Source organism: Shewanella sp. 8A (assembly GCF_023475945.1).
GTDB lineage: Bacteria > Pseudomonadota > Gammaproteobacteria > Enterobacterales > Shewanellaceae > Shewanella > Shewanella xiamenensis.
Window position 1 is genome coordinate 73202 of the sequence record NZ_JAMDJP010000010.1, and the last position, 17326, is coordinate 90527.

Sequence of the window (17326 nt, forward strand, 5' to 3'; positions counted from 1 at the left end):
GTTGAATAAACCTGCCAAAAGGCAAAGGGGATATGTTAGAGTTTATCGCTAAAACTAAATAATGATAATAACTTGGGAGAAACTCTTGAAAAATTTCATCCTTACGAGTGCCTTAAGCGCCTTACTGTCCTTGCCCGCTGTTGCCGCCCAGTCGTTGAGTGACAGCATGGATTTGAACCAATATCGTACAGATGTAAAAACCTTAGCCAGTGACGCCTTCGGCGGCCGAGCGCCCTTATCCGAAGGCGAGCAACTCACCATTCAATATCTTGAGAAAGCCTTCAAAGAAATGGGGCTTAAGCCTGGATTTGGCAATAGCTACTTGCAGGCTGTGCCACTGGCGAAAATCACCGCCGATCAAAATATGCAGCTTGATATGGGAGGGCTTAAGTTTGCCAATGGCAGCGAGTTTACCGCCAGAACCCAGAGAATTAGCGATAAGGTTAACCTTAGTAATAGCGATGTGGTGTTTGTTGGTTATGGTATTAATGCGCCTGAATATGGTTGGAATGACTATCAGGGACTCGATGTAAAAGGTAAAACCGTGATAGTGCTGGTCAATGACCCTGGTTTTGCGACTCAAGATCCCAAGGTCTTTAAAGGCAATGCCATGACCTACTATGGCCGCTGGACTTACAAATACGAAGAAGCTGCTCGTCAAGGCGCTGAAGCTGTTTTTATTGTGCATGAAACTGAACCCGCAGCCTATGGCTGGGGTGTCGTGCAAAACTCTAACACAGGTACCAAGTTTACCCTCATCGATGCAAACAATAATCAAGGGCAGGTTGGCGTGATGGGTTGGGTGCAACATGATGTCGCCCAAAAGATTTTTGCTAAGGCTGGTATGGACTTTGATACCTTAAAACAACAAGCCGCTAAGCCAAACTTTAAGGCCATTCCCTTAAAGCTAAAGGCGAATGTTAGTTTAAATAATACGATTGAACGCGCCGAATCCCACAATGTGGCGGCACTATTACCTGGAAAAAGCCGCCCTGATGAGGTGGTGATGATGCATGCCCATTGGGATCATTTAGGTACAGTGATAGAAGACGATAAACCAGAAATCATTAATGGTGCGGTCGATAATGCCAGTGGTGTGGCAGGTGTGTTAGCGCTTGCGCGTTACTTTGCCAAACAAGCAAAAACGGCGCCGCTTGAGCGCTCGATTCTGTTTAGTGCCTTTACCGCCGAAGAAACAGGACTGATCGGTGCTCAGCATTTTGCGCAGCATCCCAGTGTACCGACCAAAAACATTGTCGCCTTTTTAAATATTGACGGCATGAATATGAACCAAGGGGTAGATTATATTCTGCGCTATGGTGAGGGAGTGTCTGAGTTAGAAGGTTATTTAGACAAGGCCGCCAAGGCACAGGGACGGGTTGTCAAGGCTGATCCTAGACCGCAAAATGGTTTGATGTTTAGATCGGACCACTTCGCTCTGGCCCAGCAAGGCGTGCCCGGCTTGTTATTTATGAGCCTTGGGGATACGGATCCTGACTACATTGCCCATAAATACCATAAAGGAGCCGATGATTATGATCCAAATTGGTCGCTCGAAGGTGTGAAGCAGGATTTAGATCTGATGGCGAGTATGTTAACCACCTTAGCCAATGGTAAAGATTGGCCGCATTGGTTAGAAGCGTCGGATTTTAAGACTAAGCGTGAGCAGGATGGCCGTAAAAAGTAATTCCGATTAAGGTAAAAAGGACGCTGCTGCGTCCTTTTTTATGTTTATTCAATTAATTAACCTGAGCTCGGGATAAGTAGAGCCGCTGAATAGGCATCTTTTCGTGCCTCTCTGCGTTACTCTGTCTCACCATAGCGCGCTATGGCATACGACAGAGCGCCTTGATATGCGCAAAAATCTGCGCATTCCGTTAGAAAAAAGATTTTTCTTTTCAAAAGAATCATTTGTAGCATTGATTTAGTTTGTTAAATTTAGATTTTTTCGACACTCGTTATCCCGAGTTCAGGTTAACTAGAAGGTGTAGCTAACAGAAAGCATGGGGCCGATAAAACTGTAGTAAATATTGTAATCGGCAATTTGAGTCTCTTTATTTGGGGACTTTTGTGCGATATCGACGTCAACTTTGTAATAGTTATAGGCAACACTCATACGCCAATTGGGAGTAATTTGCGCATCTATGCCTAATTTAATATCAACCAACTCGCCTTTGACATCATTGAGGTTGATATAGAAATACTGGGCGTGAGTGGTTAAATCCCATCCAGAAATAAATTCGTAATTAGCATAGACGCCAAAGTCCGGCAGTGGTGCAGTGATATTCTCATCGACAATTTGCGGTATTGCCTGGCTCGCACAGACATTATTCAGTAACTCAGAGGCTTTACAGACGCCGATAATGCCTTCAAATCCTGTCTTGATAAACATTGTGTGTAAACCAAGAGACAAACCAACGTCATAGTTGCTGCCTTGAATTGCATCAAAACCGTAACCGACACGCAGAATATCGATATTTAGGGTGGAGCTGAGTTTTCCGCCTGCTTTAATATCGTAAATTGTATCGTTAATTTCAATTTGGAAGGGTTTGGAAAGGGCTTGGGTTTCGGCTGTGCGGTGTAGTTGTTTCCAGTCGAGGTAAAGATGATGGCGTTCGTTGAAGTGATAATTTAGCTCAACAAAGGGCAAAAATTCGTTTTCGGCCAGTTGCAGATCGGACTCATAGTTTAAGGTGAAGTTACTCGCGGTATTCGGGTTAGTCACTTCTATATTGGTATCTGACTGCGAATAAAATCCCCCTAGCTCCAAGCTGAATTCGCCCGCCAGCACAGGAGTGCAAGTGAGAAGGGCGATCACTAAGGGGGTTAGACGAGTGGAAATCAACGCTACTCCAGTATTCTTCTTATTATATCCAGCGATAACATCAGACTTAAGTGCCATAAGTTATGACCATTTGGAGTGTATCAGTAAATCTTTAAATGTGAATAAAATGTTTTGAAAAGTGTGAATTTTTGTGATTTAAAACAAAAGTTGTATGGTTAATCGCTTTGGTATCGCAGGCTTGAGGGAGGGATCACAGTAATTTACATCTTGGTGATTAGGGCGTGTTGAGGTTTCTGCTGCGTTATCGTCCGTTTATGTAGAATCACTACACTGTACGGACTTTGCCTTGCATAAAAGCCAGCCACATTGCTGCAAAAATAACCCTGAAACGTCAACACGCCCTAGTGAAGAGAATATGTCGTAAAGCCTAAAAAAACGGCCCAGTAGAGACTGAGCCGCCGATAAGAGCTTAACGAGACCGCATCAATTGTTATGCGTGTTAGCGGCCGATGTTGGCTCGCTGCTTTTCTCGTCCTTGTTAAACATGCCTAAACGGATGCGGATAAAGTGCAAAATTTGCGCAGCAATATCCACATTTAAGCACGATTCTAATCCTTCAAACCCAGGTGATGAGTTGGCTTCGCAGATTTTGTAATGGCCGTTATCGAACAACAAATCTATACCTGCCACATCTAAATCGAGAATATTGGCGGTTTGCGTCGCGAGCCATTCGATTTCAGGGGTGATTTCAAAGGGCCTCGCCGAGCCACCCGCGCTGACATTAGCTTTAAAGCTATCTTCTTGCCCACGTCGCTCGTAGCAGCCTGCAACGCGTCCGCCAATAGTAAAGACTCGCAAGTCGCGGCCATGACTATTGGCGATGAACTCTTGCAAAATAATGTTGGCGTTTTTATTAGTCGCTTCAATTAGTTGCATTAAGTCATCAAACTCACGGGCTTTGTGTGATAAGAATACACCACTGCCTTGAGAGCCTGAGAGCGTTTTAATCACTACGGGAAAACCTAAATGTCGCTCAACCAGATCAATATCAACCGGGAATTTGACCAACATGGTTTTTGGTGTCGGTAAATTCTTCTCGGCCAACAATTGCTGGGAGAAGAGCTTATCTTTAACAATCTCAATGGCTTTTGAAGGATTTAAACAATAGACCCCTAAGCGTTCTAAATGGCGAATGATTGCCAACGCAAAGTAGGTGGTGCCAGAACCCATGCGCGGAATGATAAAATCCGGCAATTCAACGGGTTGTCCATTTAACAAAATACTTTTGTTATCTTCTCTCGTCACGGTGAGATCAAACTCATCCGGCGCATAAACGGCTAATTCAATATTGTCGGCCTTAGCTGCCGCCAACAGACGTTCGATTTCATACCATTCAGGTTTTAGCTGAGTCGCGGTTTCTTTATATAAAATCCAACCACGCATTTAATCGCAAACCTTCATTTTCATGCTTTGTCCTCGGGTTCAGCTTCATCCTGAACATCATCTTCAATTTCAACATCCACATCTACATCGAATGCCGCTTCTGGCTCAACCTCAGGTTTGGTTGCTGGTAAATGAACCGTGCCAACCACTGCATAAAAGGGCTTACCCCGGGCGAGTTTGCGGTACTTTAACCAGATCTGCTCTAACAAGCTACTCGGAGCGATGTTTCCTTTGATGACTTCGACAAATTGTGCTTCGTCGGCGGTCACTGGGAGTGTTTTGCCTTCAGCAAGGTTTTTCATGGCATGACCATGTAATTCGAGCAGTTCGGCTTCTTTACTAGTGAAGTCGCCACTGCGCTTAAAACCTTTGGGGAAATTAGTATCGTCGTAAAAGCGTTTGTGAGATACAAAACTGGCAGCTGAGCCGTTCAGCGTCTCAGAACCCCTGTTAGCGTTTGAAAAAGACTGTTCAGACATGGCTGTTACCTTCTAGATTTTGGTATACAAAGATTTGCAAGTGGAGTATTGGCTAGTATTATTGATTTATAAATCAAAAAAATTTGCCTATGTTGGTCAAGAATTTTTATGGATACCGATTTACTAAAGACCTTTCTGGAAGTCTCTCGTACCCGCCATTTTGGTAAGGCGGCGGAAAACCTCTACCTTACCCGTAGTGCGGTAAGTTTTAGAGTTAAACAGCTTGAGAGCATTCTTGGTGTTGCCTTGTTTGAGCGCCAACGAAATAATATTCAGCCGACCCCAGCGGGGGAACGGATGTTGGGCCATGCGGAAGCGGTATTGACAGCATGGGAGCGCGCCAAACAGGATGTTTCGCTTAGTCAGTTACAATCGACTCAATTAGCGATTGGCGCGGGCCCCAATATTTGGGATGCCTATTTACAGCGGTATTTACAGCATCTGCATGTGGGACTTCCTGGGGTTGCATTGCGGACCGAGGTTTTGCCACTCACCGTAATGACACGGCAATTGATGGATAGGACTCTCGATCTGGCGATCTCTTTTGATCCACCCAAACTTGACCAATTTGAATTAATCCAATTAGGCCAAATCAATTTGCTGCTGGTATCTAAATCCCGGGATGTGTCCGTTAATGAGGTGCAAGCTGGACAATATGTCAAAGTCGATTGGGGGACGGCTTTTAATATTATTCATGCGCAGGAATATGCGGCTTTACCTGTGCCAACTTTACATACCAGTTCGGCTCGAATCGCCTTAGATTTTATCTTAAATAACGGCGGCTGCGCATTTTTACCCGAGCATTTGGTGCAGCCTTTACTTCAAAGAGGCGAACTGAATTTGGTCGCGGGGGCGAGTGCGATTTCACGCAGTGTGTATGTCGCCTATTGGGCTGAAAATGACAGACTAGAGCAAATTAAGCAGGCGATAAGTTTTTTAGCGGATAAGCTCGTAATTGAAGATAACTAAATATGTTGAGTTGGATAAAAAACGCCTTTGGGATAATTCCTAAAGGCGTTTTTTATCAGCGAATTTAATGACCTAAATCAGTGTTAATGCGCACAAAGGATTATATCAAGCGCGGTAATAACACCACGAGCCAAGTGATCCCGCAGAGCGCTAAACTCATGAACACCGCAGCAGAGGCGATATCCTTTGCTTGACCACTCAGGGGATGGATCTCACTTCCAACACGGTCAACAACTGCTTCAATAGCAGAATTTAATAGCTCTACAATTAACACGATAAACAGCGTTAAGATCAGCATTAAGCGTTCCATGGTGCTGATATCGACCAATAGGGCGATGGGGAGCATCACCACCGCAAGCATCAATTCTTGTCTAAACGCAGCTTCATGGACCCACGCCGCTTTTAAGCCCTTCATTGAAAATCCCGTCGCTCTAAAGATGCGTTTTATACCGTGGTTATTTGCTGGTTTCATAATTATTCCATCGACTTGGGCGGTTGTTCGTGAGCATTTTCGTTCAAACTGAATGCGACATGTGTGCCGGCTTTTGAACGAGCTTAAAAAAGAGGCCGCAGTATAGCCCGATAATTTATGTGTATAAATAGTTAACTATACAAATTGCTCGCTCTGTTAGGGGGATCATATTGCGGCCGGATTAGCGGCAGTCAAGGCTAAATACTAAGCTTGCAGTGGGATGACTTATAGAGAGACAAAGGAATGACTCTGACAATTCGCGTACTTTTTTTAAGAAATGCACTTGCCAAGTGCTTTGGGCTTCTCATTGGTCTTTGCAGCTTATTTATTGCGGTTAGCTATGCAAGTCCTGCACCGAATATTCAATTAGCAACGGAATATGCACTCGACGATCATACTCAAATCGGCGCGTTTTTGGTCAGTGAAAAACTTGATGGTGTGCGTGGTTACTGGGATGGGCAACGTTTGTTTACCCGTCAGGGGAATCCCATTCTGGCCCCAAGTTGGTTTACCGCCGAGTTTCCCACTATCGCAATGGAAGGTGAGTTATGGCTCGGGCGAGGGCAGTTTGAGGCGATTTCAGGATTAATACGTCAAACATCGCCAAAGGATACGGACTGGCAAAAGGTACGCTTTATGGTATTTGATTTACCGACAACCAAGGGGAGCTTTGAAGACCGTTATCTGCAAATGCAAACTCTTATCGTGGGAAAATCGGCTTATCTCCAAGTTATTGAGCAATTTAGTGTCGACAGTGTCGAGGCTCTCTATGACACTTTAAATACCTTAGTTGCCCTTGGCGCTGAAGGATTAATTTTACATCGACGCACAGCGGTATATACGCCGGGACGTAATCCTAATGTAATGAAGTTAAAGCCCTATTTAGATGCTGAAGCGACGGTGATTGGTTATGTTGCTGGCAAAGGGCAATTTGCTGGGAAAATGGGTGCCTTAAGAGTGCAAACACCAGAGGGGCGAATTTTTAGTATTGGCACAGGTTTTAACCTTGCAGAGCGTCAGTATCCCCCTGCTATCGGTACACTTATCACTTACAAGTATCTAGGATTAACGGTGAATGGCTTGCCGCGATTTGCTAGTTATTTACGGATCAGGACAGACATTGTGCCTGAGGATAAAGAAGTTAAAGAATAAGTTGCGAAATTGTTGGATATTGATAAAAATCGAACGCTATCAATAAGGGTTTTGCCGAGTATCATACTGATTATTAATAGGCAATAACACCAAGGAGTAGGTTTTGGTTGATATTCAATTTAGTGAACATTCTTTGAAGCAACGCTTGGCTAAAATCTTAACGGTCCCCAAATGGACTAAGCAGCCCATTGTCACCGCTAAAGCGTTTTTGCAAAGTTTAACCATTGCCCAGCGCTGTTATCTATTAGCATTAATTGCTTTATTGCTATTTCAGTCAGACATTTGGCTAGCCGCTATTATCACTGCGGTTGCGTTAATCATTGAGTTTTGGCCAAAATTTGCAATGGCGTGGCATTCATTGGCTGGAAAAGCCATTTTCCTACTCTTTTATGCCGTTATTGCCAACTTTGCCTTGGCCGCCAGTGGTAGTGTGGTTAATGAAATCACAGGTGTTTCAGCTTCACATTTGTCTTACACGCACAACTTTGCCATTTTGCTGTATTTACCCATTTGGTTCGTGTGTATTTCTATTCTCGCGTTACTGCTTCTGCAAATTGTGATCCCTTGTTATTTATTATTCCATATCGGTTTACGGATTTTAGGGTTAGAGACCAACCAACAGGATAATAAAAAACGCTTTGTGGTAACAACGGCATTTTTACGTATGGTGTTATCTGTGGTGTTATTAATGAATCTTGTTGCCATCTCCGATGGTGAAACTTTATTGGAGAACGTTGCGAACAAAATACAAAAAAATGAAAAAGTGAGTCTTGCAAACACTGTTGTTGAAGTCAAAATAACCGAAAAAGCCCAGACTGAAGCAGAGAAAGCGGCTAATGATCTCACCATGCAATCTGCTGATGGCACTATCGAATCCTTAAGAACTTTTGGGCACACATACTACAAGGGGATCCGAGAATTAATCGCGTTATTTGCCTATAAGTTTGAGGCCGATGGCCGTAGTCGTTGTGAAAAATTAGCCAATTCAGTGGTGGTTGAGTTAAACGATTACGAAATACTGGAAATCACCGAGTCTGCTAACGAGAAATACGGTTATCATTTTGAAGTGAAAAAATGTATTTCTCCCGCCTTTGGGCAAATCGCATATCCCCCTAAATAGCGCTGCCAGAGGATGCTAAGTTGTTAGAAGATAAAGCGTTAAAAGCAAAAAATATAAGACGAATTTTAATGGTCTGTATGGGGAATATTTGTCGTTCGCCCACGGCAGAGGCCGTTTGCCGTGCAAAAATTCGTGAACGTCGCCTCAATATTGAAGTCGATTCTGCTGGCACCATTGGTTATCACCAAGGAGATAAGCCTGACAATCGCGCCATGGCTGCGGGTATAAAACGCGGGTTAAGTTTCGATGGTATGCGCGCAAGACAAATTGTTGATGCCGATTTTGAGTATTTTGATCTTATTTTAGCAGCCGATAATCGTAATTTAGTGGATTTACGTAGTCGTTGTCCGCTTGAGTATCAATACAAACTTCAGCTAATGTTGTCTTACGGAAATAGTGAAATTGATGAGGTCCCCGATCCCTATTATGGCGGTACTCAAGGATTTGAATTAGTCCTCGATTTGCTCGAACAGAGTATCGATAGCTTGTTAGATCAATTAGCAGGAAAAACGAATGACACAGATTAATGATTAAGGCGGAGTAGGTGCCTTTGAACTGGTGCCTTTGAACCTCGATGAGTCAAAGTATCAACCCCTGCTTACCTATGCAATAGAACGTAAAATCATTGGATTAATTTCATTTAGCGCTAACTAAGCTTTTTTCGGAATACTAAATCTATCTCAAACAGTTCTTACCGCTATAACCTTAAAACGTCAACATGCCCTAGTCGTCAGATAAGCTCAATCGATATTAATTGCTTAACTCTTGCGAGATTTTGACTAGACTCAAAGCTCAGGTAAGTGAGTTTGTTACAGGTAAGTTTGGGGAGATTGCTATGGATTCAATCAAAATACGCGACCATATGGACCGTCAGCCTGTGTTGCTCAGTGCAAATATGTCACTGGCTACTGCGGTTGAGAAACTGTTAGATAATAACAAGATGGGTGCAGCTGTCGTGGATGACAGTGGTAATTTGGTGGGGTTTTTATCCCAGCAAGACTGCTTAGCTGTCATGTTAAAGAGCAGCTATCACTGTGACTTAACCTCAGTGGTGAAGGATTGTATGCGCACTGAAGTGCTGTATGTCGGTCCTGATGAGAGTATTTTACAACTCGCGGAGCAGATGCTGGGCGCTAAACCAAAGACCTATCCGGTGGTGGATAATGGCAAAGTCATCGGCACAATCAATCGCACCAATGTGTTGAAGGCGATGAATGTATACATGCAACAATGTTATCTTACACCCGCTTAAGCCGTTATTTGGGGGGCTAATTTCCCGCGGTTTACGGTGTGTTTTGAACAATTAGCCATACCAATAAACCAGGTTCCTTGCTAGGATCGCCTTTTTCGATGCTAGCAATGGAATTTGGTTTTGAACTCTGACAAACATCCGCTATCGAGCGCTTTTCTCCAGCAGTGCTTTCAAAGTGATGCCTCGCGGATCCGCCGCCGTTTATTTAAGCTCCATAAAGAAGCCGATTCTGACAAAAAAACACAAGAATTAGCCAAACTTGCTGAGCAGGCGCAAGCAGCGTTCGAGAAAGTAGAGCAGCGTCTGAAGGCTCGCCCTAAGATCAATTATCCTGACAATCTGCCAGTCAGTGGCATGCGCGAAGACATCGCCAAAGCCATCAGTGAAAACCAAGTGGTGATCATTGCGGGTGAAACCGGCTCGGGTAAAACCACTCAGTTACCTAAAATCTGTTTAGAACTGGGCTTAGGCAGCCGTGGTTTTATTGGTCATACCCAGCCGCGGAGATTGGCTGCGCGCAGTGTCGCGTCAAGGGTGGCTGAAGAATTACAAAGCCCGCTCGGCGAAGTCGTGGGCTTTAAGGTGCGTTTTGCCGATGCGCTTAAGAGTGAATCCTATATCAAGTTGATGACCGACGGGATTTTACTGGCGGAGCTGACTTCAGATCGTTATTTAGATCAATACGATACTATCATTATCGACGAGGCGCATGAACGTAGCCTCAACATCGATTTTATCTTGGGTTACCTCAAGCAAATTCTGAAAAAACGCCCCGATCTTAAGATCATCATCACCTCGGCGACCATTGATGTTGAGCGTTTCTCTAAGCATTTCAATAATGCGCCGATTATTGAGGTGTCAGGGCGTACCTATCCGGTCGAAACCCGTTATCGCCCATTGTTACAAGATACTGAGGCCGATCTCGACCAAATTGAAGGGATTTTTGCCGCCGTTGATGAGCTGGTTGCCGAAGGCTTAGGCGATATTTTGATCTTTATGAACGGTGAGCGTGAAATTCGCGATACCGCTGAGCAGCTTAATCGGCGTAATTACCGCGATACTGAGATTTTGCCGCTCTACGCGCGCCTCTCCTACGGCGAGCAATCCAAGGTCTTTAGCAGCCATACAGGGCGTCGTATTGTGCTTGCGACTAACGTGGCGGAAACCTCGCTGACTGTGCCGGGTATTCGTTACGTGATTGACCCAGGAACAGCGCGCATCAGCCGTTACAGTTATCGCACTAAGGTGCAGCGTTTGCCGATTGAGCCTATTTCACAGGCGAGTGCCAATCAGCGTCAAGGCCGCTGCGGCCGTGTTGGCCCAGGGATTTGTATTCGATTATACGATGAGGCGGATTTTAATAACCGCCCAGCCTTTACCGATCCCGAAATCCTACGTACAAACTTAGCCTCGGTGATTTTGCAGATGCTCGCTATCGGCCTTGGCGATATAGCTGCTTTCCCGTTTATTGAGCCTCCCGATCCGCGCCATATTCGCGATGGCTTCTTATTGCTTGAGGAATTACAGGCGGTTAAACAGCAGAAGGGCAATATAGTGTTAACGCCGCTGGGGCGGCAGTTATCGCAAATCCCCGTCGACCCACGTTTAGCGCGTATGGTGGTCGAGAGCCACCAACTTGGTTGCTTAAATGAGGTGTTAGTGATCGCCTCAGGGCTGTCGATTCAAGATCCCCGTGAGCGGCCGATGGATAAAAAGCAGGCGTCCGATGAGGCCCATCGTCGCTTTGCCGATCCCCAGTCTGATTTTGTCAGTTGGGTAAACTTATGGCAGCACTTAAAAGAGCAACAAAAGGAATTATCCGCCAGTCAGTTCCGTAAAAAATGTCGTGATGAATATTTAGCCTACCTGCGGGTGCGCGAATGGCAGGATTTATATACTCAGCTAAAACAAGCGGTTCACGACTTAAAATGGCGCTTAAACGACACGCCTGCGAACTACGATGCGCTGCACCGTGCACTGTTATCGGGTCTGCTCAGCCATATTGGCTTTAAGGACAATAACAACGAATACTTAGGCGCACGCAATCGTAAGTTTTTTGTGTTCCCCGGCTCTCCGTTGGCTAAGAAAGGCCCGAAATGGATTATGGCGGCTGAGCTGATGGAAACCTCTAAGCTATTTGCCCGCTGCTGCGCCAAAATTGAGCCAGAGTGGCTCGAGCCGTTAGCGGCGCATCTGATTAAGAAGAATCACCTAGAGCCGCATTTTGAGGCGAAACAGGGCAGTGTGATTGCCTTTGAAAACCAAGTGCTTTACGGTTTGACCGTAGTACATCGTCGCCGCGTGCAATACGGGCCGATTAATCCTGTTGAAGCGCGGGAAATCTTTATCCGTAGCGCGCTCGCCGAAGGGCAATTACAAACCAAAGAAGCCTTCTTTATCGCTAACCAAAAGTTATTGGAGGATGTCGAAGCGCTCGAGCACAAGTCCCGTCGCCGCGATATTTTGGTCGATGAACAAGTGTTGATGGACTTTTACGAGCCGCGCATTCCCGAAGGCATCTATAACGCGCCTAAGTTCTTTAGCTGGTGGAAAGAAGCGCGCCGAACTCAGCCCGATTTACTCGATTTTAATAAGTCGCTATTGATGCAGCGCAGTGCCGATCACATATCGGCGCTCGATTTCCCCGATACTTGGCACAAGGGCAATATCCGTTTGCAACTGAGTTATCACTTTGATCCTGCGGCGAGTGATGATGGCGTTTCTGTGCATATTCCAGTGGCGCTACTCAATCAAATCGATGATACGGATTTCGATTGGCTCGTGGCGGGGATGCGTGAGGAGAAATGCGTCGCCCTGATTAAGTCTTTGCCTAAGGGACTAAGACGTAACTTTGTCCCAGCGCCCGATTATGCCCGAGCCTGCGTACAGGCGATGCAGCCCTTTAGCGCCAGTTTACTCGACGCCATGTGCAAACAGCTGCTGCGTATGAGTGGCACGCGCGTCAATCCCGAAGATTTTGATGTTTCGCAGATGCCAGTGCATTTGCTGATGAACTTTAAGATTGAGGATGACAAGGGCAAGTTAGTGGCACAGGGGCGGGTGCTCGATACTTTAAAGGCCGAGTTACAGGGCGTGGTCGCGAAGGCGATTCGTCAAGTAGCGGATAAGGGCATTGAGAAAGAAGCACTCACCGAGTGGTCCTTTGGCGACTTACCTAAACAATTTGAGCAGCGTAAGGGCAACTATCAAGTGCGGGCATTCCCCGCATTGATTGATAATAAAGATTCGGTTGCCATCAAATTATTTGATGATGAATTTGAGGCGCAGGCGGCGCATCGTCAAGGTCTACGTCGCTTGTTGTTACTCAACATTCCTTCACCTGTAAAACACCTGCAACAGGCGCTGCCCAACAAGGCCAAACTGGCGATGTATTTTAATCCATTTGGCCAAGTGCAAATTTTAATTGATGACATTATTGCCGCAGCCGTGCAGCAATTGCTCGATGAAAAGGCGCTGGATGTGCGCGATGCCGCCCAGTTTGATGCGGCCAAGGATTGGGTGCGCCAAGAACTGAATCCAACTGCAGAGCAAATCGCCCTAAAAGTGGAGCAGATTTTGACGCTCTACCAAGGCATTAAAAAGCGGACTAAGGGTAAAATCAGCTTAGATATCGCTTTTGCGATGAGTGATATTCAAAGCCAATTGGACCAATTAGTTTTTAAGGGATTTGTCGAAGCTTGCGGTTGGAAGCGTTTAGCCGATGTGGCGCGTTACTTAAAGGCGATTGAAACCCGTATCGATAAGTTGCCCGTGGATCCGACCCGTGACCGTTTGCATATGCAGAGTATCACTAAAGTGCAGGAGGCTTTAGCGGCGCAACTTGCCAAGGTGCCACGCTCACAGCCCGTGCCTGCGGCACTGATTGAAGCCCGTTGGATGATTGAAGAGTACCGGGTGTCATGCTTTGCACAAGCCCTAGGAACGGCTTATCCCATCTCGGAAAAGCGGATCTTAAACCATATCCTGCTGAGTTAATGATGTTGATACATAACTGACTGAAACTGTAGATTCAGTCAGTTATGCATAATGCATCATCTTTAGCATTAACAGCCGAACCTTAGGGTTCGGCTTTTTTATTGCTCATTTTCACCTAACTATAATTAGCCGCGATCAGCATGTCGTTGCAGGCGTGATTGTTTGCTATCGGCTATCACAGGCTAACCCCAAAGGGCAAAGTAGGTAGCGAATGAATGGCCCCTAATGGCTTTTAATTGATAAACAGTTAGCCAATACGGTAGGGACTTTGGCTATATCTTGAGCGAGTTAACGATTTGACGAAGATGTTAAGCCAATTTCGCTGCGGATAATCGGTAATTTGTGCCTTCCTTTACCATCCCCTAATACTCCTTAAGGAATATTTTGTTTAAATCTTGTGCGGTTTAGTTGCCTAACGCCTATCTCTTTTCCATGCTTTAGCAATTGGTTAATAAAAAAACATAACTAATCAACCTGTTTACAATCTGAAAAAACGCTCAAAAACCATGATCTAATTAAATCTATCGCCAAATTGATGATCTGGATCAAGCATCAAAGGGTTTACCGATTTTGAGGTATACAGTTTGTTAACACCTTAACGCTATGATCAATTGGTGGATCAAAGATGCAATAGAGATACCTATAAATCCTGTAGTGATCAGAGTAATCCATCACAGGAACGAACCTCTTGGAGGACGCATGAGTGCTAACAGCGCAGCAGAAAAATCCTTAGAACTGAAAATTTTTATCTTTTTAACCGTATTTCTCGCCCCCCTCTTATCCGTGTTGTTGGTGAGTGGATTGGGATTTGCCATATGGTTTAGCCAAATCTTCACCGGCCCACCTGGGGCTGGTTGAGTCAATACAAAATAATAACAACAGAATTAAAGCGGAGTGTCGGATGAGCAAAGAGCTGCATATCACAAGTCTCGTGGTGCAAGTCATGCCAAATAAGATGGCGGATGTTAGGCAACACATTATGGCGATTGAGAATGCCGAACTCTCTGTCAATAACGAAGTAAAACTCGTCGTTGTACTTGAAGGTAACTCCCAACGTGCCTTGATGGACGGTATCGAACAGATTAATGCCATTCCTGGCGTCTTGTCCGCCACTATGGTTTACCACCAGAGTGAACAGCTCGAAGAGGGTGAAGAATGAACATGAATAGACGTGACTTTATTAAAGCCAATGCGGTGATTGCAGCAGCGGGCGCCGCAGGCTTAGCGCTGCCGGCATCGGCGAGCAATTTAATTACTAGCTCAGAGCAAACCAAATTAGAGTGGAACAAAGCGCCTTGCCGTTTCTGTGGTACGGGCTGCTCTGTGATTGTTGCGACACGTGATGGCAAAGTGGTTGCGACCCACGGCGATGCAAACAGCGAAGTGAACCGCGGCCTTAACTGTATTAAAGGTTACTTCCTGTCGAAAATTATGTATGGCAGCGATCGTTTGACCACGCCAATGCTCAGAATGACCGATGGCAAGTACGACAAGCACGGTGAATTTACTCCCATTAGCTGGGACAGCGCTTTTGATATCATGGCGCAAAAATGGAAAGAAACCCTCAAAGCTAAAGGCCCTACCGCAGTTGGAATGTTTGGCTCGGGCCAGTGGACCGTCTGGGAAGGCTATGCCGCGGTTAAACTGATGAAGGCGGGCTTTGGCTCTAACAACATTGATCCGAATGCGCGTCACTGTATGGCGTCAGCCGTGGTCGGCTTTATGCGTACCTTCGGTATCGATGAGCCTATGGGCTGTTACGATGATATGGAAGCGGCCGATGCCTTTGTGCTGTGGGGCTCCAACATGGCTGAAATGCACCCGATCCTATGGACTCGAGTGACTGACCGCCGTTTAAGCGCATCCCATGTGAAGGTTGCGGTACTCTCGACGTTTGAGCATCGCTCCTTCGACTTGGCGGATTTACCGATTGTATTTACGCCGCAAACTGACTTAGCCATCCTGAACTTTATCGCCAACTACATCATTCAAAACGATAAAGTAAACTGGGACTTTGTGAAGAAGCACGTTAACTTCCGCCAAGGTACCACGGATATCGGCTATGGTTTACGTCCAACCCATCCGCTGGAGCAGAAAGCCAAAAACGTGAAAACGGCAGGGGATTCGACTCCGATTGATTTCGATACCTTTAAGGCCTTTGTCGCCGAATATACGGTGGAGAAGGTCAGCAAGATGTCGGGTGTGCCTGAGGCTAAACTTATCGAATTGGCGAAGCTTTATGCCGATCCCGATACCAAGGTCACCTCGTTCTGGACCATGGGCTTTAACCAACATACCCGTGGTGTGTGGTGTAACAACCTGATTTATAACATCCACTTACTAACAGGTAAGATTTCAACTCCCGGTAACAGCCCATTCTCGTTAACCGGTCAGCCTTCTGCTTGCGGTACGGCCCGTGAAGTCGGGACGTTCTCCCACCGTTTACCCGCGGATATGGTGGTAACTAACCCTGAGCATCGAAAACACGCCGAAGAAATTTGGAAGATCCCCAGCGGTATTATTCCACCAAAACCTGGTTATCACGCCGTAGAACAAAACCGCCGCTTAAAAGATGGCGACTTGAACTGCTACTGGGTACAAGTGAACAACAATATGCAGGCTGGCCCGAACATCAATGAGGAAGGCTTACCTGGCTATCGCAATCCTGCCAACTTTATTGTGGTGTCCGATGCGTATCCCACAGTGACGACTCAAGCTGCGGACTTAATTCTGCCAACCGCGATGTGGGTTGAGAAAGAGGGTGCTTATGGTAATGCTGAGCGTCGCACTCAATTTTGGCATCAAATGGTGCAGGCGCCGGGCGAATCACACTCAGATCTGTGGCAGTTGATGGAGTTTTCTAAACGCTTCACCACCGACGAAGTCTGGCCGAAGGAAGTCTTAGCCGCAAACCCGCAATTTAAAGGCAAAACCCTCTTTGAAGTGCTTTACCAAAACGGCAATGTTGATAAGTTCCCGTTGGCAGATACTGATCCTAAGTATCTGAACAATGAAGCGAAACATTTCGGCTTCTATGTTCAAAAAGGGTTGTTTGAAGAATATGCCACCTTTGGTCGTGGTCATGGTCACGATTTGGCCCCGTTTGATGCTTATCACGAAGCCCATGGCCTTCGCTGGCCAGTTGTTAATGGCAAAGAAACCCAATGGCGTTTCCGTGAGGGAACGGATCCCTATGTAAAATCGGGTAAAGGCTTTGAGTTTTATGGACATCCTGATGGCCGTGCGGTGATTTTTGCGCTGCCCTATGAGCCACCAGCAGAGTCTCCTGATGAAGAGTTCGATATTTGGTTATCCACGGGTCGTGTACTTGAACACTGGCATTCGGGCTCGATGACCCAACGTGTGCCTGAGCTTTACCGTGCCTTCCCCGATGCTGTGTGTTTTATGCATCCAGAAGATGCCAAAAAACGTGGTTTACGCCGTGGTGATGAAGTTCGAGTCGTGTCTCGCCGTGGTGAAATCAAAACCCGTGTCGAAACCCGTGGTCGTAACAAGCCGCCAGTGGGTTTGGTGTTTGTACCTTGGTTTGATGCCAGTCAGCTCATTAATAAAGTCACCTTGGATGCGACAGATCCGCTGTCGAAACAAACCGACTTTAAGAAATGCGCCGTGAAAATCGTCAAGGTATAAGGAGTAC

Annotated in this window: 14 protein-coding genes; 10 read left to right on the top strand and 4 right to left on the bottom strand. The window is 45.9% G+C overall.

Annotated elements, in window-relative coordinates:
* Positions 1-61 precede the first annotated feature (61 nt).
* Positions 62-1687: a M28 family metallopeptidase gene (locus M0413_RS09780; RefSeq protein WP_218738706.1), complete on the top strand. Its 1626-nt coding sequence runs from the start codon at positions 62-64 to the stop codon at positions 1685-1687.
* A 291-nt stretch (positions 1688-1978) separates the two neighbouring features.
* Here the strand turns inward: M0413_RS09780 and M0413_RS09785 are convergent, their stop codons facing one another.
* From M0413_RS09785 to M0413_RS09795, 3 genes are all read right to left on the bottom strand, one after another.
* Positions 1979-2842 carry a hypothetical protein gene (locus tag M0413_RS09785; protein ID WP_249554031.1) on the bottom strand — a complete coding sequence of 288 codons (864 nt, stop codon included), beginning with the start codon at positions 2840-2842 and terminating at the stop codon, positions 1979-1981.
* A gap of 426 nt (positions 2843-3268) precedes the next feature.
* Positions 3269-4228, bottom strand: a complete 960-nt coding sequence (locus M0413_RS09790; RefSeq protein ID WP_037418145.1) for an ATP-grasp domain-containing protein — start codon at positions 4226-4228, stop codon at positions 3269-3271.
* Between the two features lie 20 nt (positions 4229-4248).
* Positions 4249-4707, bottom strand: coding sequence for a MaoP family protein (locus M0413_RS09795; protein WP_037430721.1), 459 nt, complete (start codon positions 4705-4707; stop codon positions 4249-4251).
* Between the two features lie 108 nt (positions 4708-4815).
* On the opposite strand from M0413_RS09795, the gene hdfR reads away from it, so the two are divergent.
* A complete protein-coding gene (gene hdfR / locus M0413_RS09800; protein WP_037418139.1) occupies positions 4816-5676 on the top strand; it encodes an HTH-type transcriptional regulator HdfR in 861 nt (286 codons plus the stop codon).
* A 100-nt stretch (positions 5677-5776) separates the two neighbouring features.
* Here hdfR and M0413_RS09805 read toward each other — a convergent pair whose 3' ends face one another.
* Complete coding sequence (locus M0413_RS09805; protein WP_037430715.1) at positions 5777-6148, bottom strand: diacylglycerol kinase; 372 nt, start codon at positions 6146-6148, stop codon at positions 5777-5779.
* A gap of 243 nt (positions 6149-6391) precedes the next feature.
* On the opposite strand from M0413_RS09805, the gene M0413_RS09810 reads away from it, so the two are divergent.
* The 8 genes from M0413_RS09810 (at position 6392) to napA (ending at position 17319) form a co-directional block, all read left to right on the top strand.
* Positions 6392-7300 (top strand): DNA ligase, encoded by a 909-nt coding sequence (locus tag M0413_RS09810; protein WP_249553979.1) that lies wholly within the window; start codon positions 6392-6394, stop codon positions 7298-7300.
* 103 nt (positions 7301-7403) lie between these two features.
* Positions 7404-8420 (top strand): hypothetical protein, encoded by a 1017-nt coding sequence (locus M0413_RS09815; protein ID WP_218738703.1) that lies wholly within the window; start codon positions 7404-7406, stop codon positions 8418-8420.
* 68 nt (positions 8421-8488) lie between these two features.
* A complete protein-coding gene (locus M0413_RS09820) occupies positions 8489-8947 on the top strand; it encodes a low molecular weight protein-tyrosine-phosphatase (RefSeq protein ID WP_259474824.1) in 459 nt (152 codons plus the stop codon).
* A 308-nt stretch (positions 8948-9255) separates the two neighbouring features.
* On the top strand, positions 9256-9672 hold the full coding sequence (locus tag M0413_RS09825; protein ID WP_218738702.1) for a CBS domain-containing protein: 417 nt from the start codon (positions 9256-9258) through the stop codon (positions 9670-9672).
* Between the two features lie 114 nt (positions 9673-9786).
* Positions 9787-13668 carry an ATP-dependent RNA helicase HrpA gene (gene hrpA / locus M0413_RS09830; protein WP_249553980.1) on the top strand — a complete coding sequence of 1294 codons (3882 nt, stop codon included), beginning with the start codon at positions 9787-9789 and terminating at the stop codon, positions 13666-13668.
* Positions 13669-14367: 699 nt separating this feature from the next.
* Complete coding sequence (locus M0413_RS09835) at positions 14368-14526, top strand: periplasmic nitrate reductase, NapE protein (protein WP_011716898.1); 159 nt, start codon at positions 14368-14370, stop codon at positions 14524-14526.
* Between the two features lie 43 nt (positions 14527-14569).
* Positions 14570-14827, top strand: a complete 258-nt coding sequence (locus M0413_RS09840) for a chaperone NapD (RefSeq protein ID WP_047537299.1) — start codon at positions 14570-14572, stop codon at positions 14825-14827.
* A 2-nt stretch (positions 14828-14829) separates the two neighbouring features.
* The gene (gene napA / locus M0413_RS09845; RefSeq protein ID WP_249554035.1) at positions 14830-17319 is read left to right on the top strand and encodes a nitrate reductase catalytic subunit NapA; all 2490 of its coding nucleotides are present in this window, start codon (positions 14830-14832) and stop codon (positions 17317-17319) included.
* Positions 17320-17326: the final 7 nt, after the last annotated feature.